Source organism: Leifsonia sp. Root112D2 (assembly GCF_001424905.1).
Classification (GTDB): domain Bacteria; phylum Actinomycetota; class Actinomycetes; order Actinomycetales; family Microbacteriaceae; genus Root112D2.
Map to the genome: position 1 here is coordinate 1,262,342 of NZ_LMCU01000001.1, position 18,095 is coordinate 1,280,436.

The following is an 18,095-nucleotide window of genomic DNA, read 5'->3' on the forward strand; positions in this document are numbered from 1 at the left end:
TGGTGAAGTGCCCAGCGAAAAATTGCGATGATGGACGGATGACGAGAACGGTTGCGGGCGCCACGGTGCTCATCACGGGAGCGGCCAGCGGCATGGGCCTGCTCTTCGCCGAACGCGCTGTCGCCGAGCGCGCGAAGGCCGTGATTCTCTGGGACATCAACGGGCGTGCTCTCGCCGCCGCCGCGAAATCGCTGCGGGCTGCTGCGCACCCGGGCACGAGCGTCCACCCGTACACGGTCGATATCGGCGAACTCGGCGCCATCGCGCAGACCGCGCAGAAGGTGCGCCAGGAGGTCGGCGGCCCCGACGTGCTCATCAACAACGCCGGCATCGTGCGCGGCAAATTCTTCTGGGAGCACGACAACGGCGCCGACACCCGCCCCACCATGCAGGTCAACGCCCTGGCTCCCATGTACATCGCCCGCGAATTCCTGCCCGGCATGATCGACGGCGGCACCGGCACCGACGGCGTCGCACCGGCCAGCAACCGGATGCCGCGCGCGGCCCGCATCGTCACCATCGCCTCAGCCGCCGGTACCGTCGCGAATCCGCGCATGAGCGTGTACGCGGCGTCGAAGTGGGCGCTCATCGGCTGGAGCGAGTCACTGCGCCTCGAGCTCGTGCAACAGGGCTTCGGGCACGTGAAGGTCACCACGGTGATGCCGAGCTACATTTCGACGGGCCTGTTCGCCGGCGCGCGCGGGCCGCTGCTCACGCCGGTGCTCACCCCCGAGTACGTGGTCGGCCGGGTCTGGAAAGCCATGCTCGCCGGCACACCGACCCTCGCCCTGCCGTGGACGGTGAACCTCGCGAGAGCCGTGCGCGGCGCCTTGCCCACCCGAGCGTGGGATGCCGTGGCCGACCGCGTCTTCGGCATCTATCACTCGATGGACGAGTTCACCGGCCGCTGACTGTCGCCCCGCGACGATTCGCCGGGTTCGGTTCCTGGCCCCGCGGAAGCGTCCACCGGCGCGCCCACCGCATCCACGAGCTCAAGCCCTGCCGTGTCGAGGTGCACGTGGTTGCCACCATCGATGTCCAGGCTCTCCGGCAGAACGTCGCGCTCGATGGTCGTGGCGAGCGGCTCTTCCTTGATGAAGCAGAGCAGGATCAGTGCCACGAGAATCAGCGGAACCATGTAGAGGAACACCGGGGTGAGCGCGTCGTTGTATGCGCCGATGATGATGTCCTTGACGGCGCTGGGCAGCTTGGCCACGATCTGCGGTGTGAACGAGTTGCTCGAGCCGCTCTGCCCACCGGCGCCAGCGGGCATCCGCTCGGTCAGAAGCGTGGCCAGGCGGGAGGCGAACAGGCTTCCGACGATCGCGCTGCCCAGGGAGGCACCGATCTGACGGAAGTAGTTGTTCGAGGCGGTTGCCGTACCGACCTGCGCGATCGGGAAGCTGTTCTGCACGATGAGCACCAGGATCTGCATCGACAGCCCGAGCCCGAGACCCATGATGGCCAGGTAGGCGCAGATGACCCAGATGGGCATGCCGGCGGTCATCGTGGAAAGGAGGAACAGCGCGACGGCCACGATGGCGGTGCCGAGGATCGGCGCCCACTTGTAGCGGCCCGTCTTGCTCACGATCTGGCCGGAGCCGATGGAGGAGATGAGCAGGGCAGCCATCATCGGGATCATCAGGAACCCAGCCTGGGTGGCGTTGGCGCCGGTGACCATCTGCAGGTAGGTCGGCAGGTAAGCCAGCGCACCGAACATCGCGATGCCGATGATGAGGCCGGCGACGGTGGTCAGGTTGAAGTTGAGTTTCTTGAACAGGTGCAGCGGCATGATCGGCTCGGATGCGCGACGCTCACGCAGCACGAAGAGCACACCGGCGACCACCGTGCCGACGATCAACAGGATGATCGTGGGCGAATCCCAGTCGTACGTCGTACCACCCCAGGTGCTGACGAACACGAGCCCGGCCGAGGCGAGGGCGATGAGGGCCATTCCCCAGCCGTCGATGCGCGTCTTGCGCTTGGTGGTCGCGGGCAGGCGCAGGAAGAAAGCGGCGGATGCGATGGCCAGGATGCCCAGCGGAATGTTCATCCACAGGCCCCAGCGCCAGCCGATGCCGTCGGTGAACCAGCCGCCGAGCAGCGGGCCGGCCACCGAAGAGAGGGCGAAGACGCCACCCATGATGCCCATGTACTTTCCACGCTCACGAGCGGGAACGACATCGGCGATGATCGCCTGGGAGAGAATCATGAGGCCACCGCCACCGATGCCCTGCACGGCGCGCCCGATGATGAGCCAGGTCATGTCGCCGGCCCAGCCGCCGATGATCGAGCCGAGGATGAAGACACTGATCGCGCCGATGAAGATGCCCTTGCGGCCGATCAGGTCGCCGATCTTGCCGTAGATGGGCAGCATGATCGTGGAGGCCAGAATGTAGACCGTGATCACCCAGGTCATCTCGTTGACACCGTTGAGCTCGCCGACGATCGTCGGCAGCGCGGTGCTGAAGATGGTCTGGTCGAGCGATGCCAACAGCATTGTGACCATCAAGCCGGCAAAGACGAGCAGGATGCTGCGCTTGTTCGTGGGGGTGGCTTCCGTGGAAGCCGGAGTGAGTGTTTGAGTCATCGGAGTCTTTCTGTTACTTCTCGTACGAGCGTGATCGCTCGCTGTTCAAGTTCTTCTATGGGGGCTTTGCCGTCGGCTTCGGCCCACTCCTTGACGGCGGCGCGGATGCTGCCGCCGCACACCATCAGCACGACCTGCGCCATCGGCGCCGTACGTGAGGCATCGACATCTGCGAAGCGGGGGTCGCGTGCCATCAAGGTCTGCGTGGTGGCGGTGAGCTGTTCCAGCATCCGGTTCATCTGGGCCATGTGGCGCCTCAGCAGTTGCGGGTGCTGCTGCAGGATCGTCATGCGCGAGTGGTGCAGATCGGTGTCGCCGATCGAGGAGCCGAGCACGCTGAAGAGCAGCCCCATCAGCGATTCGATGAGGTCAGAGCCGGCGGTGCCGGACAGATGTTGCGTGACGGTTTCGTCGGTGATCTCGGGGTCGTGCAGCCCGAGGATCGCATCTTCTTTGCTTTCGAAATAGTTGAAGAAGGTGCGGGGCGAAACGTCGGCGAGCTCGCTCATGGCATCGACCGTGAGGTGTTCCAGTCCGTCGCGCAGCACGATGTCGACGGCGGCGTGCTCCAGACGGGAGCGGGTCTCCTGTCGTTTGCGGTCGCGAAGACCGACGGGCTGCAATTCATTCACTCGAATATAATTGCACAACCTGCAGAATTGCGCAAATGAAGAATTGCGTTCACGCACTCTTGCAGGAGTGCAACGCTGCTGTCGGGGTTAGGGTCCTATGTCCACTTTCGAACCGCCCACTTCTCGAAGAGGCTCAGGATCGCATCCGTGAGCTTGCCGAAGATGGCCAGCAGCACTATCGCCAAAAAGAGGCGATCCGTTCGGCCGTTGTTCGACGAGTCGCTGAGCAGGAAGCCGAGCCCCATCGAGGATGCGATCAGCTCGGCGGCCACGAGGAACAGCCACGCCTGGGCGAGTGCGAGCCGCAGCCCCGAGATGACCGAGGGCAGCACGGCCGGCAGCTGGATGGTGGTGAACAGCTTCACCCCGCGCAGGCCGAACGCGCGGCCGGCCTCGACGAGCTGCCGATCCACGTGGCGCAGCGCGGTCGCCACCATCGTGTAGACGGGAAAGAAGGCGCCGATGGCGATGAGGGTGATCTTGGAGTCTTCGCCGATCTTCATCCACAGAATGAGCAGCGGCACCCAGGCCAGCGACGGTACGGCGCGGATTGCCCCGAGGGTCGAACCGAAGAAGATGTCCCAGAATTTGCTGAGGCCCACTATCGCGCCGAGGACGAGGCCCAGGCCGGCGCCTATCGCGAAGCCGATGAGAACGCGCTGGGCCGAGATGGCGATGTACAGGCCCAGCAGCCCGCGGTCGGCCAGGTCGAACGCCGCCTCCACCACCGCTATCGGCGGCGGCAACTGAGCGCTGCTGTATTGGCCAGAGGTGGCCAGCAGCTGCCAAGTGAGAAGTATTGCCAACGGCAGCAGCAGCCCACCCGTGATGCGGAACCAGCGCCGCGAGGTGAGCTTACGCCGCCCGGCTGTCGACGGGGCGCCGTTACGATCCCGGCGAGGCGCCGCCGAGGCGCCGAATGTGGAAACCGTCACGGCCGCCTCGGCGTTCGCCTCACTGGTGTAACTCATTGCTGCGGATGCCTACTTGCCGATGACGCTCGGGTCGGCCTTCTTCACGAAGGTGGGGTTGAGCAGCGACTTCAGGGCCTTATCGATGTCGCTCTGCGACTTCACGTCGCCGGAGGCGACGAAGATCGGGCCGACCGTCTTGAGCACCTTCAGTTGTGCGTCGCCGGGAATGGGCGACACGTCGAGGTTGGTGCGCTCAGCAATGACCTTCGTGGCGACCTCCGGCGAGATGCCCGCGACGTCGCTGAGAATCGAGGCCGTCTCCTCGGGGTTCTTCAGTGCCCAGGCGCGTGCGTACTCGTAGGTGTTGACCACCGTCTGCGCGACATCCGGCTTGGCCTTGAGGAAGGCCTCATTGGCGTTCAGAAAGCCGTAGGTGTTGAAGCCGACGTTGCGGTAGATGAGCTTGGCGCCGCTCGTCTCGGCGTTGGCCATGATCGGGTCGAGGCCGCTCCATGCCTGAACGGAGCCGTTCTGCAGCGCGCTCCAGCCATCGGCGTGCTGCAGGTTCTGAATGGTGACGTCCTTCGTGGTGAGGCCGTTGGCCTCGAGCGACTGCAGCAGGAAGAAGTACGGGTCGGTGCCCTTCGTGGCTGCGATCTGCTTGCCCTTGAGCTGCGCGACCGAGGTGATCTTCGAGCCGGGGGCCACCACGATGGCCGACCACTCGGGCTGCGAGTAGATGTCGATCACCTGAATCTCGGAGCCGTTGGCGCGCGCGAGCAGCGCGGCCGAGCCGGCGGTCGACCCGATGTCGACGGCGCCCGAGCGCAGCGCCTCATTGGCCTTGTTGGAGCCAGCGGACTGCAGCCAGTTGACCGTGATGTCCTGCTTCTTCAGGGCGGCCTCAAGCCAGCCCTTCTTCTTGATCACCAGGCTCAGTGGGTTGTACGTGGCGAAGTCGATGTTGAGCGTGCCGCCCTTTGTCACGCCGTCGCTGCTCGAACCGGAGGCGTTGGCATTCTCGCCGGCGACGCATCCGCCCAACAACAGTGTGGTGGCGGCGGCCGCGGCAATGAGCGCGGCGGTCAGTGTGCGTCTGTTCTTCATGGATGCCTCAAGGTTTCTGTGTGGGAGTGAATGCTGCTGTGCTGCTGCGTTGTACTGCGGATGCTGCCGGTGCGGTCAATAGGGAAAGGTCGGCATGGTGGTGCTGGTCTCGATGCCGCGCGCGGCGCCGTGCCGGTCGATGCCGAGGCCGGCCAGCAGGCGGCCGCGCATCTCGGCGAGTTCGGCCGAGCCGCGATCGCGCGGCCGGTGGCCCGGCACGGTGAGGGTCTCGAGAATCGTTGCACCGGTCGTTGCCTCGTCGGCGTTCTGCGGTCGGCCGAGCAGAATGATGCGGTCGGCCAGCTGCAGGGCCTCGTCCACATCGTGCGTGACGAGTAGCACTGTGGTGGGCGCTGCGGCGTGGATGTCGAGAAGCAGGTCCTGCATCTTCAGCCGGGTGAGAGCATCCAGCGCGCCGAACGGCTCGTCGAGCAGCAGCACGCCGGGGTTGCGGGCGAGGGCGCGGGCCAGCGAGGCGCGCTGCGCCATGCCGCCCGAGACCTCGCGGGGCCGCAGTGAGGCGGATGCGCCCAGTTCAACGAGATCGAGCAGCTCGGCGACGCGGCTCGCGCCGACTTCGCGCGGGGTTCCCGGCCGCAGCCCGAGCGACACATTGTTCTCGAGGCTGCGCCACGGCAGCAGGCGGGGTTCCTGGAAACCGACAGCGCAGCGTGAGTCGATGCCGGCCACGAGCGTGCCGTCGATCTTCACCGATCCGGTGGTCGGCGCGTCGAGGCCGCCGGCGATGCGCAACAGCGTGGACTTGCCGCATCCGCTCGCGCCGAGAATCGCCACCACTTCGCCGGGGTTGACGGTGAGAGAGACGTCCCGCAGAACCCGCTTCGGCTCGGCGGAGGCGCCGCGGTTCTTCTCAGGAAAGAAGGTGCGTCCGAGCCCTAAGAACTCCACCGCGAAGGCCGTGTTGGCGGCCGATTCGCCCGCGGATGCCGAACGATCGACCGCAGGGCGGTCGATCGTGGCACGCGCACGCGATGGCGTCGACATGTAAAGACTCCAGGGTGTTGCGAGGGTTGATTGGGCGTGAGCACGCAGGCTCGGACTGTGCGACGCTATCGCAGGCACCCTGACGAGCGCACGCGCGCGTGCAACGAAACGTAACGTTCGCACGAGGCGGGTCGCGGGGTGGTATCGCCCGTCAGAGGTCGTGGCGCTTCAGCCAGTCGGTGAGCACCGTGGCGAACTCTTGCGGATGCTCCACGCTGGGCAGGTGCGCCGTGTCGCTGAAGATGTAGCCGTCGGCATCCGGAATCGCGGCCGCCAGGTACGCCTGCTGGGCCAGAACCGCCGACAGGTCGAACTCGCCGACCGTCACGAGCGCAGGCACCTCGATGTCGCAGACGCGGTCGTATGCGGGAGGTTCCAGCGCGACCACGACGGGGGCGTCGGCGCCGTGGCCCGCGTTGGGGCGGTTCAGCGAGTACGCCTCCACGACGAATGAGGCATCGATGCCCTGCCGGTCGCGGGCCGGCCCGAACGCCCAGAGTTCCGTCTCGAGCTGTGCCAGACGGTGCCAGTCCTTTGCCTCGTACGCGTCGTCGAGGGCGTCGAAGGCGGCATCCTCCTCGTCGGTGAGTTCGGTGTCGGGGAATCCGCCGGGGCCGGATCCGATGGTGACCAGTGCGTTCACGCGATCCGCGGCATCCACGGCGAGGTCGATGGCGATGCGCCCGCCGCGCGAGCAACCCACCACGACCGCGCTGGCCACGCCGAGGTGGTCGAGCACGGCGAGAGCATCCGCCCGGTCGGAGAACGGCACGTTCTCCGTGCGACTCTGCCCGAAACCGCGGGCATCGAAGCGCACCACGAAATGGTCGTCGGCCAGTGCTGGTATGAGACTGTCCCACATGCGCAGCGTGGCGATGCCCGCATGGATGAGCAGCACCGCCGGCTTGGAGATGTGGCCGTCTGTCTCGTAATACAGCGTTGCGCCTGGCACGTCGAGGTGGGGCATGCCCTGAGCCTACGCATGCGACAGGCTCGGGCGCCAGAGCGCGCCGATGCACTCTAGGCTGGGGCAATGGGCGGAGTGCTGGTCGGGTTCGCGATCATCGGCTTCGTCATACTGGTGGGCTACGTGGTCGGTCGCATCGGAATCGGCGGCCCCGGGGCGCAGGGCACTCTCAATCGCATTGCCTTCTTCGTGACCAACCCGGCGTTGTTGTTCACCGTGCTGGCCAAGGCCGATCTGCACATCATCTTCTCCTCCTTCGTGGCCATCGCGCTGATCAGCGCGGTCGTCGCCAGCCTGGTGTTCGTGCTCGCGGCGCGCTTCGTTTTCAGGCTCAAGGTGAGCGAGGCGACGATCGGCGCTCTCGCATCCGGATACGTCAACGCCAACAACATCGGCCTGCCCGTTTCGGTCTACGTGCTGGGCAGCGCCTCGTTTGTGGCACCCGTGCTGCTGCTGCAGCTGCTGGTGTTCGCACCGGTGGCGCTGACGGTGCTGGATGTCTCCACCAGCGGTCGCGCATCCATCGGATCGATTTTGAGCCAGCCGGTGCGCAACCCCATGATCATCGCCTCGGTGCTCGGAGTGATTGTCGCGGCCACCGGGCTGGCGCTGCCCGACGTGGTGTTCAAGCCCTTCGAGCTGCTGGGCGGCGCGGCGGTGCCGCTCGTGCTCATGGCGTTCGGGATGTCGCTGCACGGCTCACGCCCGCTGCGCGCTGGATCGGGGCGCAAGCAGATTCTGCTCGCGGCGGCGCTCAAGTCGGTCGTGATGCCGGTGGTCGCGTATCTGTGTGCGCACTTTGTGTTCGGGCTGAGCGGCGAGCACGTGTTCGCGGCGGTTGCACTGGCCGCGCTGCCGGCAGCGCAGAACGTCTATAACTTCGCCAATCGTTACGACACGGGTCTCGTGTTGGCGCGCGACAGCGTTCTCCTCACGACGGTGCTCGCGGTGCCCGTGCTGATAGTGATCGCGGCGCTGCTGGCGTAGCATCCGGGGGGGGGGGGGGGGGTACCGCGCATCAACTCTTCGTGCTCGCGCGCAACGACCCGGTCAGGCGCCCGCGCGAATAAGGAAGGCCCAGGGCGATGTCGCCGTGTGAAACGCGAGAGTTGCGACGGTGTTGCTCATCGCAGCCGCGAACTCGTGCGAGCCGACGATGGTCGTCATTTCGATGGGTCGCAATTCGGCGTCACTTGCCAGGCCCCTGATTGCGTACCCGATGTCTTCCGTGTTTTCGTCGGTGGTGTCGGCAAACCATGACAGAAGTGGAGCGTCTCCGTCGTGCGCGAGCGGGAGTGCACTGAAGATGGCTTCGACAGCTTGTTCAACAGTGGTGGCCGCGACCTGCACTGACGGCAGGTTGAGGTACCGGTACGGATTGTCGTCGCTGACGATGGCCAGCGACTGGCCAGGCTGAATCGACTCCAGGACGCGGAGGAGATCGACGGTGATGACGGGGCTGAGATTCTTAAGCACGGGTGGTTCCTTCCGTTCGGGTGGAGAAGGTCCGGCAGGGGTCACCGCTCGGTCGCACGAGGTGCGACCGAGCGACGCGCGAGTCGGGTCTGGCGCATCTGGTGCTGAGCCCCGCGGCCGGTGGGTAATCCGACCATCGCGAGCTGTTTGTACTTCGCAAGCATAGCGGTCCCCCTTTATGCCGACATACCCATCTGTCTACCCAAAACGGGGGTAGAAGATCGATCAGCGCGTGGCGATGAGGGGGAGGAAGACTTCGTCGACGATGGACTCGGCGACGTCGTCGGGCACGGCCTTGAGCGTCATCAGCAGCTCCTGCCGATAGAGGTCAAACGGCACGCTGACCACTCGCGGAGTGAGCTTGGCCGCTTCGACCTCGCCGCGCGCCACGGCGCGATCAAGGATCACGCGCATGGCGCTCTCTCGACCCGATAGGAAGGCGTCGCGCAACTCGGCAATTCCCGTTCCGGTCTCGGCGTAGTAGCCGCCCAGCTGCAGGATCATCTGCACGCCGATTCCTGCCCGGTGAACGTTCGCCTGGTGCAGGATCTCAATGAGGTCGCCACGGAGGGTACCGGTGTTTGGGATGGGTATCTGCTGCCGTGAGCCTGCCCGAGCGGCGGCGGCGTGGATCAGCTCGGCCTTGTTCTGCCAGCGTCGATAGATGACATCGCGACTCGTGCGTGCGCGCTCGGCGACGGACTCGATGGTGAAGCGGTCGTAGCCCTTCTGGGTGAACTCCTCCCAAGCGGCGTCGAGCAGCGCGGTCTCGAGCGCGGCACCGCGGCGGCGCTGCGGCACGCGCTGCTGTGCGGCATCCGGAGGGGTCATGGTTCGTCAAGTTTAGATGCTTGCACTTTACCTACAGAGTGTAGCTAAACTATTTATTACCTACACGGTGTAGGTAATAAATCCAGGAGGACGGATGTCTACGACGCAGACCGAACCGACCAAGGTCGACCCCGCCGTGTGGCGAGTCGTCTGGGCCGTGCTCATCGGAGGGCTGGCCGTGTTGTTCGACACGACCATCGTCGCCGTCGCACTGCACACGCTGGCGAGCGAGCTGCACGCATCCGTCGCGACCATCCAGTGGGTGACAACCGGCTATCTTCTCGCCCTGGCCGTGACGGTTCCGATTGCGGGCTGGGCGCAGCGGGTGCTGGGCGGCAAGCGAGTGTGGATGCTCGCCCTCGCGCTGTTCCTTCTCGGATCCATCCTGTCGAGCCTCGCGTGGAGCGCGGCAAGCCTGATCGCCTTTCGTGCCGTGCAGGGTGTCGGAGGCGGCCTGATGCTGCCGCTCATGTCGACCCTCGTCGTGCAGGCGGCGGGCGGTAAGAACCTCGGCAGGATCATGTCCGTCGTGAGTCTGCCCGCAGTGCTCGGGCCGATTCTGGGGCCGCTCCTCGGCGGTCTCATCCTGCAGCATCTGCACTGGTCGTGGATGTTCTGGGTGAATGTGCCGTTCTGCGTCGCCGGCCTCGTGCTCGCCTACCTGGTACTGCCGAAGGACGGGCCCGTGCGCCGCGTTCCGCTCGACGTCACCGGTTTCGTGTTGATGGCGCCCGCGCTCGTCGGGGTGTTGTGGGGCGTCTCGAACTCCAGCAAGACGGGCGGATTCGGCCGGGGAGACGTTGTCGCGCCGCTCATCGCGGGGCTGGTGCTGCTCGCCGCGTTCGTGATCTGGGCGGTGCGACGCAAGGATCGTGCACTGCTCGATCTTGGCCTGCTGAGGCACTGGCCGCTCGCCTCGTCGTCGCTGCTGCTCTTTCTCAGCGGCATCACCCTGTACGGCGCGATGCTGTTGATACCCCTGTACTTTCAGCAGCTGCGCGGCACGACCGTGCTCGAGGCGGGCCTGCTGCTCATCCCGCAGGGCCTCGGCACTCTCGCGAGTCGCTCGATGGCCGGCCGACTCTCTGACAGCATCGGCGCGCGCTGGCTGGTCATGACCGGTTTCATCCTTGTACTGCTCGGCACGCTGCCATTCGGCTTCGCCGGCGTGCACACGAACGAATGGTGGTTGATGGCGGCGCTCTTCGTGCGCGGCCTCGGCCTGGGCATCGTCACGATTCCGCTGATGGCCCTCGGCTTTCGCGGCCTCGAACGCGCCGAGGTGCCGGATGCGAGCATCCTCACGCGAATCGCCAGCCAGATAGGTGGATCATTCGGCGCGGCGGTTCTCACCGTGATCCTGGCGGGTGCGGCCGTCGGAGCCTCCTCGAGCGCCGAGCTCGCCAGCGCATTCCAGCAGTCGTTCTGGTGGGCGGTCGGATTCGCCGGGGTCGGCGTTCTGCTCTCGTTCGCTCTGCCCGGGAGGGTCTCCGACGGGGTGGTACGGCGCTAGAAGATCATCGGGCGGTCGTCGTCTTCGGGGTCGACGGCGAGGTCGACGACGACGGGCACGTGGTCGCTCGGGGCGTCGCCCTTGCGCTCGTTGCGGTGGATGGAGGCATCCGTCACCAGCTCGGCGAAGGCATCCGAGCCCATGATGAAGTCGATGCGCATGCCCTCGTTGCGGGGAAACCGCAGCTGCTTGTAGTCCCAGAACGTGAAGCCCTCGGGCACGCGGGGGCGCACCACATCGCTGAGGCCCACGGTCTCGAAGGCGGCGAATGCGGCACGTTCGGCAGGCGAGATGTGCGTGGAGACACCCTGCACGAAGGTCGGATCGCCGACATCCGAATCGAGGGGGGCCACATTCCAATCGCCCATGAGCGCGAGGGGCAGCGCGGGGTCATTGCCTAGCCAGCGCTGCGTGTCTGCGGCCAGCGCGGCCAGCCAGTCGAGCTTGTATGCGTAGTGCGCATCGTCGAGTGCGCGCCCATTGGGCACATACAGGCTCCATAACCGGATGCCCTCTACCGTGACGCCCATCGCACGCGCCTCGAGCGGCTGATCCGGGCCCTCCTGGCCCTTCAGGAAGCCGGGCATTCCCTCGAAGGAGGTCGTGACATCCGTGAGAGGAACGCGGCTGGCGAAGGCGACGCCATTCCATTGGTTCAGCCCGTGGATCTGCACCTCGTAGCCGGCCTCTTCGAACGCCTCGGCCGGAAACTGCTCGGGCTTGCACTTGATCTCCTGCATGCCCAGCACGTCGATGTCTTCGCGCACCAGCCAGTCGACGACGCGACCGACACGGGTGCGGATGGAGTTCACATTCCAGGTGGCGACGCGCATGACACCACGCTACCGAACTCGTGCGACGCCGGCGCGGGCGATCGCATCCGTGAGGGGCGAACTTTGGCCCCTCGATTCGCGATCTGAGGGGCCAAACTTCGCCCCTCAGCGCAATGAGCGACCGCTTGCGGCCCACTGCGGCAGCGGAAAGAACGCGACGGAATCTCATCCGGCCAACGTACGGTGTGCCCTAAAGTTGGGGGCGTGACGGATACGCGCCAGCAACTCATCGACTTCATCTCCGCCGAGGCGGTCTTTCACGGCGACTTCACGCTGACCAGCGGCAAGAAGGCCACGTACTACGTGGACCTGCGCAAGGTGAGCCTCGACCACCGCGTGGCCCCGCTCATCGGGCAGGTCATGCTCGACCTCATCGCCGGGGTGCCCGACGTGTTTGCCGTTGGTGGCATGACGATGGGGGCCGATCCGATCGCCGCGGCGGTTCTGCACCAGGGCGCGGCGCGGGGTCTCTCATACGATGCATTCGTGGTGCGCAAGGAGCCGAAGGATCACGGTCGAGGCAAGCAGGTCGAGGGCCCCGAGCTCGCCGGCAAGCGCGTGATTGTGCTCGAAGACACCTCGACCACCGGCGGCTCGCCCCTGGCCGCGATCGAGGCGCTGAAGAAGGTCGGCGCCGAGATCGCCGGCGTCGCCGTGGTGGTCGACCGCAACACCGGCGCCCGCGAGGTCATCGAGGCTGCCGGATACCCGTACTTCGCCGCCATCGGGCTTGAGGACCTGGGACTGGTCTAGTGGCCGACGGGCACAATGACGAGCCGGATGCCACGCATCCGCTCCCCGAGGAGCCCGATGCGCAGCAGTCTGACTTCACCGCGCCGCCGCCTCCTCTTTCCCCGCCGTCCCTGCCCACCTCGACGGGGGGCTGGACGCTCACCGACTCCGGAATGATTCCGGAGGTGCCGCCGGACCCCGAGGAGGAGCCGGAGGCATCCGAGACCGAGCCCGAGGCGGGCGAGCCCGAGACGGTAGCCTTTGCGTGGAACCTCGACGCCTCCACCCCGGACGCTGATCCCGCGGAAGGGCCCGGCACCGAGCTCCTCCACGTGCCCACCTACGAGGCCACCGAAATACTCGACACGGCCGACGCCGACGCGGCAGAAACGACGGTGCTGCAGCAGCCGGCCACCCGTGCCGAACGACGACAAGCGGATGCCGCGGCCGCGCTGGCGGCCTCGTCTCACGCATCCGCCGCCACACCGCAATCGCGCGGCACCCGCACCCTGATCGGCGTCGCCATTGCCCTCGTGGCGGTGCTGGCGCTGATCGGCCTGTTCATCCTGGGCACGCGCCTGCCTGCCATCCTGACGGCACCAACCCCGACGCCTACCGCCACGCCGACGCACTCGGCTACTCTGACCCCCACCCCGACACCGACGCCGACCGTGATGCCGAAGCCGACGGTCGCGCAGAGTGCGGGCGTGCACGAGTGGAGCACCCTCGGCGGCGGTGAATGCCTGCAGCCGTATACGACGCCATGGGCCGAGACGTTCACGGTCGTCGACTGCCGCACACCGCATGCGGGCCAGATGGTTTACACGAACCTGCTGTCCGCCGATCCGAAAGCCGCGTACCCGGGAGCGGACGCCATAGCGAAGCAGATCAACATTCTGTGCACCAAGCCCGGCATCGTCAATCTCGAGGCTGCGGGCGCCTACCCGGACCTGCAACTGCAGGGCAGCTATCCCGCGACCGCAGCCCAATGGACCGACGGCGACCACTCGTACTTCTGCTTCGCCAGCCGCTCCTCGGCCAAGCCGTTGACGACGAGCGTCGCAGGCAAGGGCCCAACGGGCTGACGGCTACCGCTGGTTGAGGAGAGGTCGACGAAGGAGGCCTCGTCTCGAAACCAAGGCCGCGCGACGGGCTTTCGAGACGCTCGTTCCTCGCTCCTCAACCAGCGACGGGGCGCGCGTGGTTGGCGATGCGGTGTTCGAGGCCGCGTCGCACGGCCGGCCACTCTGTGTCGAGAATCGAGAAGACGACGGTGTCACGCAGTGAGCCGTCGGGCAGGATGCGGTGGTTGCGCAGCACGGCGTCCTGCTTCGCACCGAGCCGGGCTATCGCGGCTCGAGACTGCTGATTGTGCCAGTGCGTGCGAAACTCGACGGCGATACATCTGAGGCTCTCGAAGGCGTGCGTGAGCAGCAGTCGCTTCGCGTCGGCGTTCACCCCTGTTCCCTGGGCGCTCGCGGCCAGCCAGGTGGAGCCGATCTCGAGGCGGCGGTGCTCCGGCTCCAGGTTGAGAAAGGTGGTCACGCCACAGATCGCACCGGTGTCGGCGCGGCGGATCGTCCATGGGGCCAGCCGCCCGTCGGCCTGCAATTGCAGGCGACGCTGCACATCCGATGCGACGGCATCCGGCTCGGGAACACTCGTGTACCACGTCTTCCACAGCTCGCCATCGCGCACCGCGGCTTGCAGGCCGCCGACGTGGTCGACGGCGAGCTGCTCAAGCGTGGCAAGTGTCCCGGCGAGCGGGGGAGTCGCGGCGAATTCCATGCCTCGACTTTAGTGCGCCCTTCAGCGCGCACCCGAACCGGCAAATCCCGTCTCGTATGCCAAAATCACGGCTTGCACCCGATCTCGCAGGCCGAGTTTGGACAGGATGCTTGCGACGTGCGTCTTCACTGTCGCAGGGCTCACGACCAGTGCCGCGGCTATCTCCGCATTCGTCATCCCGCGGGTCAGCTCAGTCAGCACCGCGCGTTCGCGTTCGCTCAATCGCTCGAATATGACCGGGTCGGCGGATGCGGCGTCATGGTGCAGAAACTCGTCGACCATGCGGCGCAACACCACCTGGGCAAGCGCCGTCTCCCCTGAGGCAACGGCCCGCACACAACGCACGAGCTCTGCGGGGTTCACGTCCTTGAGCAGATAACCGCTCGCGCCCTCGCGGAGAGCGGCGACCACATACTCGTCGAGATCGTATGTGGTCAGCACCAGCACACGGGTGCGCGGGGATTCGCGCACTATCGCGCGTGTGGCGTCGAGCCCATTGAGCTGAGGCATCCGGATGTCCATGAGCGCCACGTCCGGGTCGAGTTCACGTACGAGCGCAACGGCCTCCGCCCCGTTCATGGCCTCCCCGCACACCTCGAAATCGGGCTGTTGTTCGAGGATGATGCGGAAGCCGCTACGCACGAGCAGCTGGTCGTCCGCGACGACGATGCGGATCACCGGGCGGCCTTTGCTGGTGCGACGACCTCGCTCGGCGCCGGCGATGGAGCTGGCGACGGGGGTTGCGCGGGCGATTCCGCCGCCCGGCCGTAGGGCAGAGTGGCGCGTACGCGCCACAGGCTGCCATCGTCGCTCGGCCCGGCCTGCACGGTTCCGGAATGGGCCGCGGCCCGTTCGACCATGCCCACGAGCCCGTTGCCGCGGTCGCCGCCCGGGTCGGCGTGCCCGGGCGCGCCGGCACGGATCTCGTTCTCGATGACGATGCGCAGGCCACCCCGCTCATACGTGACCGTCACACGTGGCCGCGTTCCGGGCGCATGGCGGCGGGCGTTCGTCAAGGCCTCCTGCACGATGCGGAAGGCCGCCAGGGAGACTCCCGACTGCGCGGCGACGGGAGATCCGACAATCGTCAGGGTGGCACCATCGGTCGCCGCGAGCTCCGGTAGTCGCTCCAGACCGGGCCGAGGGTCCACATCAGGGCCGGTCCTGCCGCGCGCGACCGTGAGCAGCGAGCGCACCTCGGCAAGCCCTTCCCTGGCCGAGGTCATGACGTGTTCCACCGGGCCCATGGCGGGATCGGATGCGGCGAGCAGTTGCTGTGCAGCTCCCGCCTGCACGGCGATGCTGCTGAGAGTGTGCGCAAGAATGTCGTGCAGATCGCGGGCGATGCGCGAGCGCTCGGCCTCCGCGGCCAGGGCGGCATGCCTCTCGCGTTCGGCGGCGAGCTCGGCGGTCAGCCGACGCAGGCGCTCGGATTGTGCGCGCGAGCGGGCGAGTAACCAGCCGGCCAAGGCCGGAGCGCCGACGATGATCGGTGGCGTCAACACTATCTCGACGGTCGATGTGCTCGTGCCCACCTGAATGATGAATGTCGCAGCGAGAATAAGAACGAGCGCGATGCCTGCCCAGATGCCACGAAGGTGATCCGCTACGGAGAACGCGAGCACGAGCACTGTCGCGAAAGCCCACAGCGGAGTGGCCGCGCCCGGAAGCTGAGAGAGAACCACGCATCCGATGGACGCGACGATCGCCATGACCATCGGCGCGCGTGTGCGCAGCACGACGGATGCGGCGGTGAGCGTAGCGACAATTTCGGTGATCGGATGCAGCACGGCGTCATCGAGCGCGGTCGTCACTATCGCGGCGGCGATGAGCAGCATCGCCATCACGAGATCGGGCCACGGAAGGCCGAAGAGCCTCCGCCATGAGCGCTGCATGATCCCAGAGTATGACCCAGGCGGGCCGGCGTCATCGGCCGATCGGGTGAGCGCGGGCTCGTTCGACTGGCCGAGACACCGCCTCGAGGAACCATCCGCTCGGCCGACGGAATCGCCCGGCAGCGGGAATCGCCGCACTGTCCCGCTTTTCTACGCTGGCGGCATCAGTTGGCGCTCGCCCCGGGTGCCCCTCACGAAAGGACATTCCCATGGCCGATACACCGGTCCCGCATCGTCCCCGCACGGCTCTCTTCTGTCTGTGCCTCATCACCGCACCCCTCGCCGAGGCGGTCGAGGCGATTCTCTCGCCCCTCACCGGCGGATCGACCGGTGACGACTTCGCCGCGATCGCCGCCGCGCCCGCTCGCTTCACCGTGGCGGTGCTGGTCGGCCTTGTCGGCACGATTCTGCTGTTCCCCGCGCTGCTCGGTCTGGCTCATCGCGCCTCGGCGCGCTCACCGCGGCTCGCGCTCGTGGCCGCCTGCGCCGTAGTGGTCTCTCTGGTGGGCTTCGCGGGCATCCGGATGGCCCAGGCATTTGAGTTGCAGCTCGCTACAGGCGGCCAGGCGGATGCTGTGGTTCAGTTCGAGGGCGCAGTGGGTAACACCATCGGCGCGACGCTGACCGTGATGTTTCTCGGGGGCAACGTGATTGGCATCATCCTGCTCGTCATCGCACTGTGGCGCTCTCGTCGCGTGCCGATCCCCGCGGTGCTGTTGTTTCTGTTGTTCCCCATCGCCGATCTGCTCGTGCCCGGTCACGTCGGACCGATCGTTTCGCACCTCGTGCTGCTCGCCGCGACGAGCTGGATGGCGGTGGGCTTTCTGCGTGCGGCGCCCGCGCGGCGCGGGCGCTACTCCACGTCGGATTCGATGGGCCCCGCCGCGAGCAGCTCGTCCACGCCGCCGAGAATCTCGTCGGGGCGGAAGGGATAGCGTGCGATCTCAGCCTCGTCGCTGATGCCGGTGAGCACTAGGATGGTGTGCAGGCCCGCCTCGATGCCGGCCACGATGTCGGTGTCCATGCGGTCGCCGATCATCGCCGTATTCTCCGAGTGCGCGCCGATCTTGTTCATCGCCGAGCGGAACATCATGGGGTTCGGCTTGCCCACCACGTAGGGCTCACGACCAGTGGCCTTGGTGATGAGCGCGGCGATGGCGCCGGTGGCCGGAAGCGGTCCCTCGGCGCTGGGCCCCGTGGCATCCGGGTTGGTCACGATGAAACGCGCTCCGGCTGAGATGAGGCGAATCGCCTTGGTGATGGCCTCGAAGGAGTAGTTGCGCGTCTCGCCGACCACCACGTAGTCGGGGTCGGTTTCGGTCATGATGAAGCCGGCCTCGTGCAGCGCGGTGGTGATGCCGGCCTCGCCGATCACGAAGGCGCTGCCGCCGGGGGCCTGCGACTTGAGAAAGGCGGCGGTGGCAAGGGCGGATGTCCAGATGGACTCCTCCGGAACATCCAGCCCCGACAGCCGCAGGCGCGCGCTCAGATCGCGTGGCGTGAAGATCGAGTTGTTGGTGAGCACGAGAAAGGGCGTGCCGGTGTCACGCCACTGCTGAATGAGTTCGCGCGCGCCGGGCAGGGCGTGGTTCTCGTGCACGAGCACGCCGTCCATGTCGGTAAGCCAGCATTCGACGTCGTCGCGGTTCTTCACGCGCGCCCCTTTCCTTGTGGCATCAGTCTAAGCGGGGCTTCCCCGTGGCTGCGGTGGCCTTCGAGTCCGCGAAATAGTTTTGACCGGGCGGTCAACCAAAGCTAGAATGGAGCCAATGACCCCTTCGGGAGCCATCTGACGAAAGGAAGATGATTTCG

General features: G+C 66.6%; 19 protein-coding genes. 6 read left to right on the plus strand and 13 right to left on the minus strand.

Annotation, left to right across the window (positions count from 1 at the left end; genetic code table 11):
• Positions 1-38: 38 nt before the first annotated feature.
• A complete protein-coding gene (locus tag ASC63_RS05840) occupies positions 39-911 on the plus strand; it encodes an SDR family NAD(P)-dependent oxidoreductase (RefSeq protein ID WP_055810745.1) in 873 nt (290 codons plus the stop codon).
• On the opposite strand, the gene ASC63_RS05845 is transcribed toward ASC63_RS05840, so the two are convergent.
• The 6 genes from ASC63_RS05845 to ASC63_RS05870 all read right to left on the minus strand — a co-directional run bounded on the left by ASC63_RS05845 (position 881) and on the right by ASC63_RS05870 (position 7,215).
• On the minus strand, positions 881-2,590 hold the full coding sequence (locus ASC63_RS05845) for an MDR family MFS transporter (protein WP_082487284.1): 1,710 nt from the start codon (positions 2,588-2,590) through the stop codon (positions 881-883). The genes ASC63_RS05840 and ASC63_RS05845 overlap by 31 nt on opposite strands.
• Positions 2,587-3,279 carry a TetR/AcrR family transcriptional regulator gene (locus ASC63_RS05850; protein WP_157487591.1) on the minus strand — a complete coding sequence of 231 codons (693 nt, stop codon included), beginning with the start codon at positions 3,277-3,279 and terminating at the stop codon, positions 2,587-2,589. The genes ASC63_RS05845 and ASC63_RS05850 overlap by 4 nt, the downstream gene beginning before the upstream one ends.
• 38 nt (positions 3,280-3,317) lie before the next feature.
• Entirely contained in the window at positions 3,318-4,193 is an 876-nt protein-coding gene (locus ASC63_RS05855) for an ABC transporter permease (RefSeq protein WP_082487287.1), read from the minus strand.
• Between the two features lie 12 nt (positions 4,194-4,205).
• A complete protein-coding gene (locus ASC63_RS05860; RefSeq protein WP_055810749.1) occupies positions 4,206-5,243 on the minus strand; it encodes an aliphatic sulfonate ABC transporter substrate-binding protein in 1,038 nt (345 codons plus the stop codon).
• A 75-nt stretch (positions 5,244-5,318) separates the two neighbouring features.
• Positions 5,319-6,248, minus strand: coding sequence for an ABC transporter ATP-binding protein (locus tag ASC63_RS05865; RefSeq protein WP_082487289.1), 930 nt, complete (start codon positions 6,246-6,248; stop codon positions 5,319-5,321).
• A gap of 151 nt (positions 6,249-6,399) precedes the next feature.
• Positions 6,400-7,215, minus strand: a complete 816-nt coding sequence (locus ASC63_RS05870; protein WP_055810751.1) for an alpha/beta fold hydrolase — start codon at positions 7,213-7,215, stop codon at positions 6,400-6,402.
• A 66-nt stretch (positions 7,216-7,281) separates the two neighbouring features.
• Here ASC63_RS05870 and ASC63_RS05875 point away from each other — a divergent pair, with 66 nt between their 5' ends.
• Positions 7,282-8,202 carry an AEC family transporter gene (locus tag ASC63_RS05875; protein WP_055810753.1) on the plus strand — a complete coding sequence of 307 codons (921 nt, stop codon included), beginning with the start codon at positions 7,282-7,284 and terminating at the stop codon, positions 8,200-8,202.
• 63 nt (positions 8,203-8,265) lie between these two features.
• On the opposite strand, the gene ASC63_RS05880 is transcribed toward ASC63_RS05875, so the two are convergent.
• Positions 8,266-8,691, minus strand: a complete 426-nt coding sequence (locus tag ASC63_RS05880; protein WP_055810755.1) for a hypothetical protein — start codon at positions 8,689-8,691, stop codon at positions 8,266-8,268.
• Positions 8,692-8,916: 225 nt separating this feature from the next.
• Positions 8,917-9,522: a TetR/AcrR family transcriptional regulator gene (locus tag ASC63_RS05885; protein WP_055810757.1), complete on the minus strand. Its 606-nt coding sequence runs from the start codon at positions 9,520-9,522 to the stop codon at positions 8,917-8,919.
• 94 nt (positions 9,523-9,616) lie between these two features.
• Here ASC63_RS05885 and ASC63_RS05890 point away from each other — a divergent pair, with 94 nt between their 5' ends.
• Positions 9,617-11,035, plus strand: a complete 1,419-nt coding sequence (locus ASC63_RS05890; RefSeq protein ID WP_055810758.1) for a DHA2 family efflux MFS transporter permease subunit — start codon at positions 9,617-9,619, stop codon at positions 11,033-11,035.
• Here ASC63_RS05890 and ASC63_RS05895 read toward each other — a convergent pair.
• Positions 11,032-11,868 (minus strand): exodeoxyribonuclease III, encoded by an 837-nt coding sequence (locus ASC63_RS05895; protein WP_055810760.1) that lies wholly within the window; start codon positions 11,866-11,868, stop codon positions 11,032-11,034. The genes ASC63_RS05890 and ASC63_RS05895 overlap by 4 nt on opposite strands.
• Positions 11,869-12,072: 204 nt before the next feature.
• Between ASC63_RS05895 and pyrE the strand changes: the two genes are divergently transcribed.
• Positions 12,073-12,621 (plus strand): orotate phosphoribosyltransferase, encoded by a 549-nt coding sequence (gene pyrE, locus ASC63_RS05900; RefSeq protein WP_055810762.1) that lies wholly within the window; start codon positions 12,073-12,075, stop codon positions 12,619-12,621.
• A complete protein-coding gene (locus ASC63_RS05905; RefSeq protein ID WP_055810764.1) occupies positions 12,621-13,685 on the plus strand; it encodes a septum formation family protein in 1,065 nt (354 codons plus the stop codon). The genes pyrE and ASC63_RS05905 overlap by 1 nt, the downstream gene beginning before the upstream one ends.
• Positions 13,686-13,779: 94 nt before the next feature.
• Here the strand turns inward: ASC63_RS05905 and ASC63_RS05910 are convergent, their stop codons facing one another.
• From ASC63_RS05910 to ASC63_RS05920, 3 genes are read right to left on the minus strand one after another with little or no spacing between them, the layout of a single operon-like run.
• Positions 13,780-14,388, minus strand: coding sequence for a GNAT family N-acetyltransferase (locus ASC63_RS05910; RefSeq protein ID WP_055810766.1), 609 nt, complete (start codon positions 14,386-14,388; stop codon positions 13,780-13,782).
• Between the two features lie 21 nt (positions 14,389-14,409).
• Positions 14,410-15,066, minus strand: coding sequence for a response regulator (locus tag ASC63_RS05915; RefSeq protein ID WP_055810768.1), 657 nt, complete (start codon positions 15,064-15,066; stop codon positions 14,410-14,412).
• Complete coding sequence (locus ASC63_RS05920) at positions 15,063-16,283, minus strand: sensor histidine kinase (protein WP_055810770.1); 1,221 nt, start codon at positions 16,281-16,283, stop codon at positions 15,063-15,065. The genes ASC63_RS05915 and ASC63_RS05920 overlap by 4 nt, the downstream gene beginning before the upstream one ends.
• A 209-nt stretch (positions 16,284-16,492) precedes the next feature.
• Here ASC63_RS05920 and ASC63_RS05925 point away from each other — a divergent pair, with 209 nt between their 5' ends.
• Complete coding sequence (locus tag ASC63_RS05925; protein WP_055810773.1) at positions 16,493-17,218, plus strand: hypothetical protein; 726 nt, start codon at positions 16,493-16,495, stop codon at positions 17,216-17,218.
• Here the strand turns inward: ASC63_RS05925 and ASC63_RS05930 are convergent.
• A complete protein-coding gene (locus tag ASC63_RS05930; RefSeq protein ID WP_442915064.1) occupies positions 17,137-17,898 on the minus strand; it encodes an HAD-IIA family hydrolase in 762 nt (253 codons plus the stop codon). The genes ASC63_RS05925 and ASC63_RS05930 overlap by 82 nt on opposite strands.
• Positions 17,899-18,095: the final 197 nt, after the last annotated feature.

Bases quoted from the DNA above. Each gene is read 5' to 3' on its own strand.
- ASC63_RS05840 (WP_055810745.1), top strand. From the start codon at position 39: ATGACGAGAACGGTTGCGGGCGCCACGGTGCTCATCACGGGAGCGGCC.
- ASC63_RS05875 (WP_055810753.1), top strand. From the start codon at position 7,282: ATGGGCGGAGTGCTGGTCGGGTTCGCGATCATCGGCTTCGTCATACTG.
- ASC63_RS05855 (WP_082487287.1), bottom strand. From the start codon at position 4,193: ATGAGTTACACCAGTGAGGCGAACGCCGAGGCGGCCGTGACGGTTTCC.
- ASC63_RS05920 (WP_055810770.1), bottom strand. From the start codon at position 16,283: ATGCAGCGCTCATGGCGGAGGCTCTTCGGCCTTCCGTGGCCCGATCTC.
- ASC63_RS05925 (WP_055810773.1), top strand. From the start codon at position 16,493: ATGGCCGATACACCGGTCCCGCATCGTCCCCGCACGGCTCTCTTCTGT.
- ASC63_RS05930 (WP_442915064.1), bottom strand. From the start codon at position 17,898: ATGGACGGCGTGCTCGTGCACGAGAACCACGCCCTGCCCGGCGCGCGC.
- ASC63_RS05910 (WP_055810766.1), bottom strand. From the start codon at position 14,388: ATGGAATTCGCCGCGACTCCCCCGCTCGCCGGGACACTTGCCACGCTT.
- ASC63_RS05895 (WP_055810760.1), bottom strand. From the start codon at position 11,868: ATGCGCGTCGCCACCTGGAATGTGAACTCCATCCGCACCCGTGTCGGT.
- ASC63_RS05870 (WP_055810751.1), bottom strand. From the start codon at position 7,215: ATGCCCCACCTCGACGTGCCAGGCGCAACGCTGTATTACGAGACAGAC.
- ASC63_RS05860 (WP_055810749.1), bottom strand. From the start codon at position 5,243: ATGAAGAACAGACGCACACTGACCGCCGCGCTCATTGCCGCGGCCGCC.
- ASC63_RS05845 (WP_082487284.1), bottom strand. From the start codon at position 2,590: ATGACTCAAACACTCACTCCGGCTTCCACGGAAGCCACCCCCACGAAC.
- ASC63_RS05890 (WP_055810758.1), top strand. From the start codon at position 9,617: ATGTCTACGACGCAGACCGAACCGACCAAGGTCGACCCCGCCGTGTGG.
- ASC63_RS05885 (WP_055810757.1), bottom strand. From the start codon at position 9,522: ATGACCCCTCCGGATGCCGCACAGCAGCGCGTGCCGCAGCGCCGCCGC.
- ASC63_RS05865 (WP_082487289.1), bottom strand. From the start codon at position 6,248: ATGTCGACGCCATCGCGTGCGCGTGCCACGATCGACCGCCCTGCGGTC.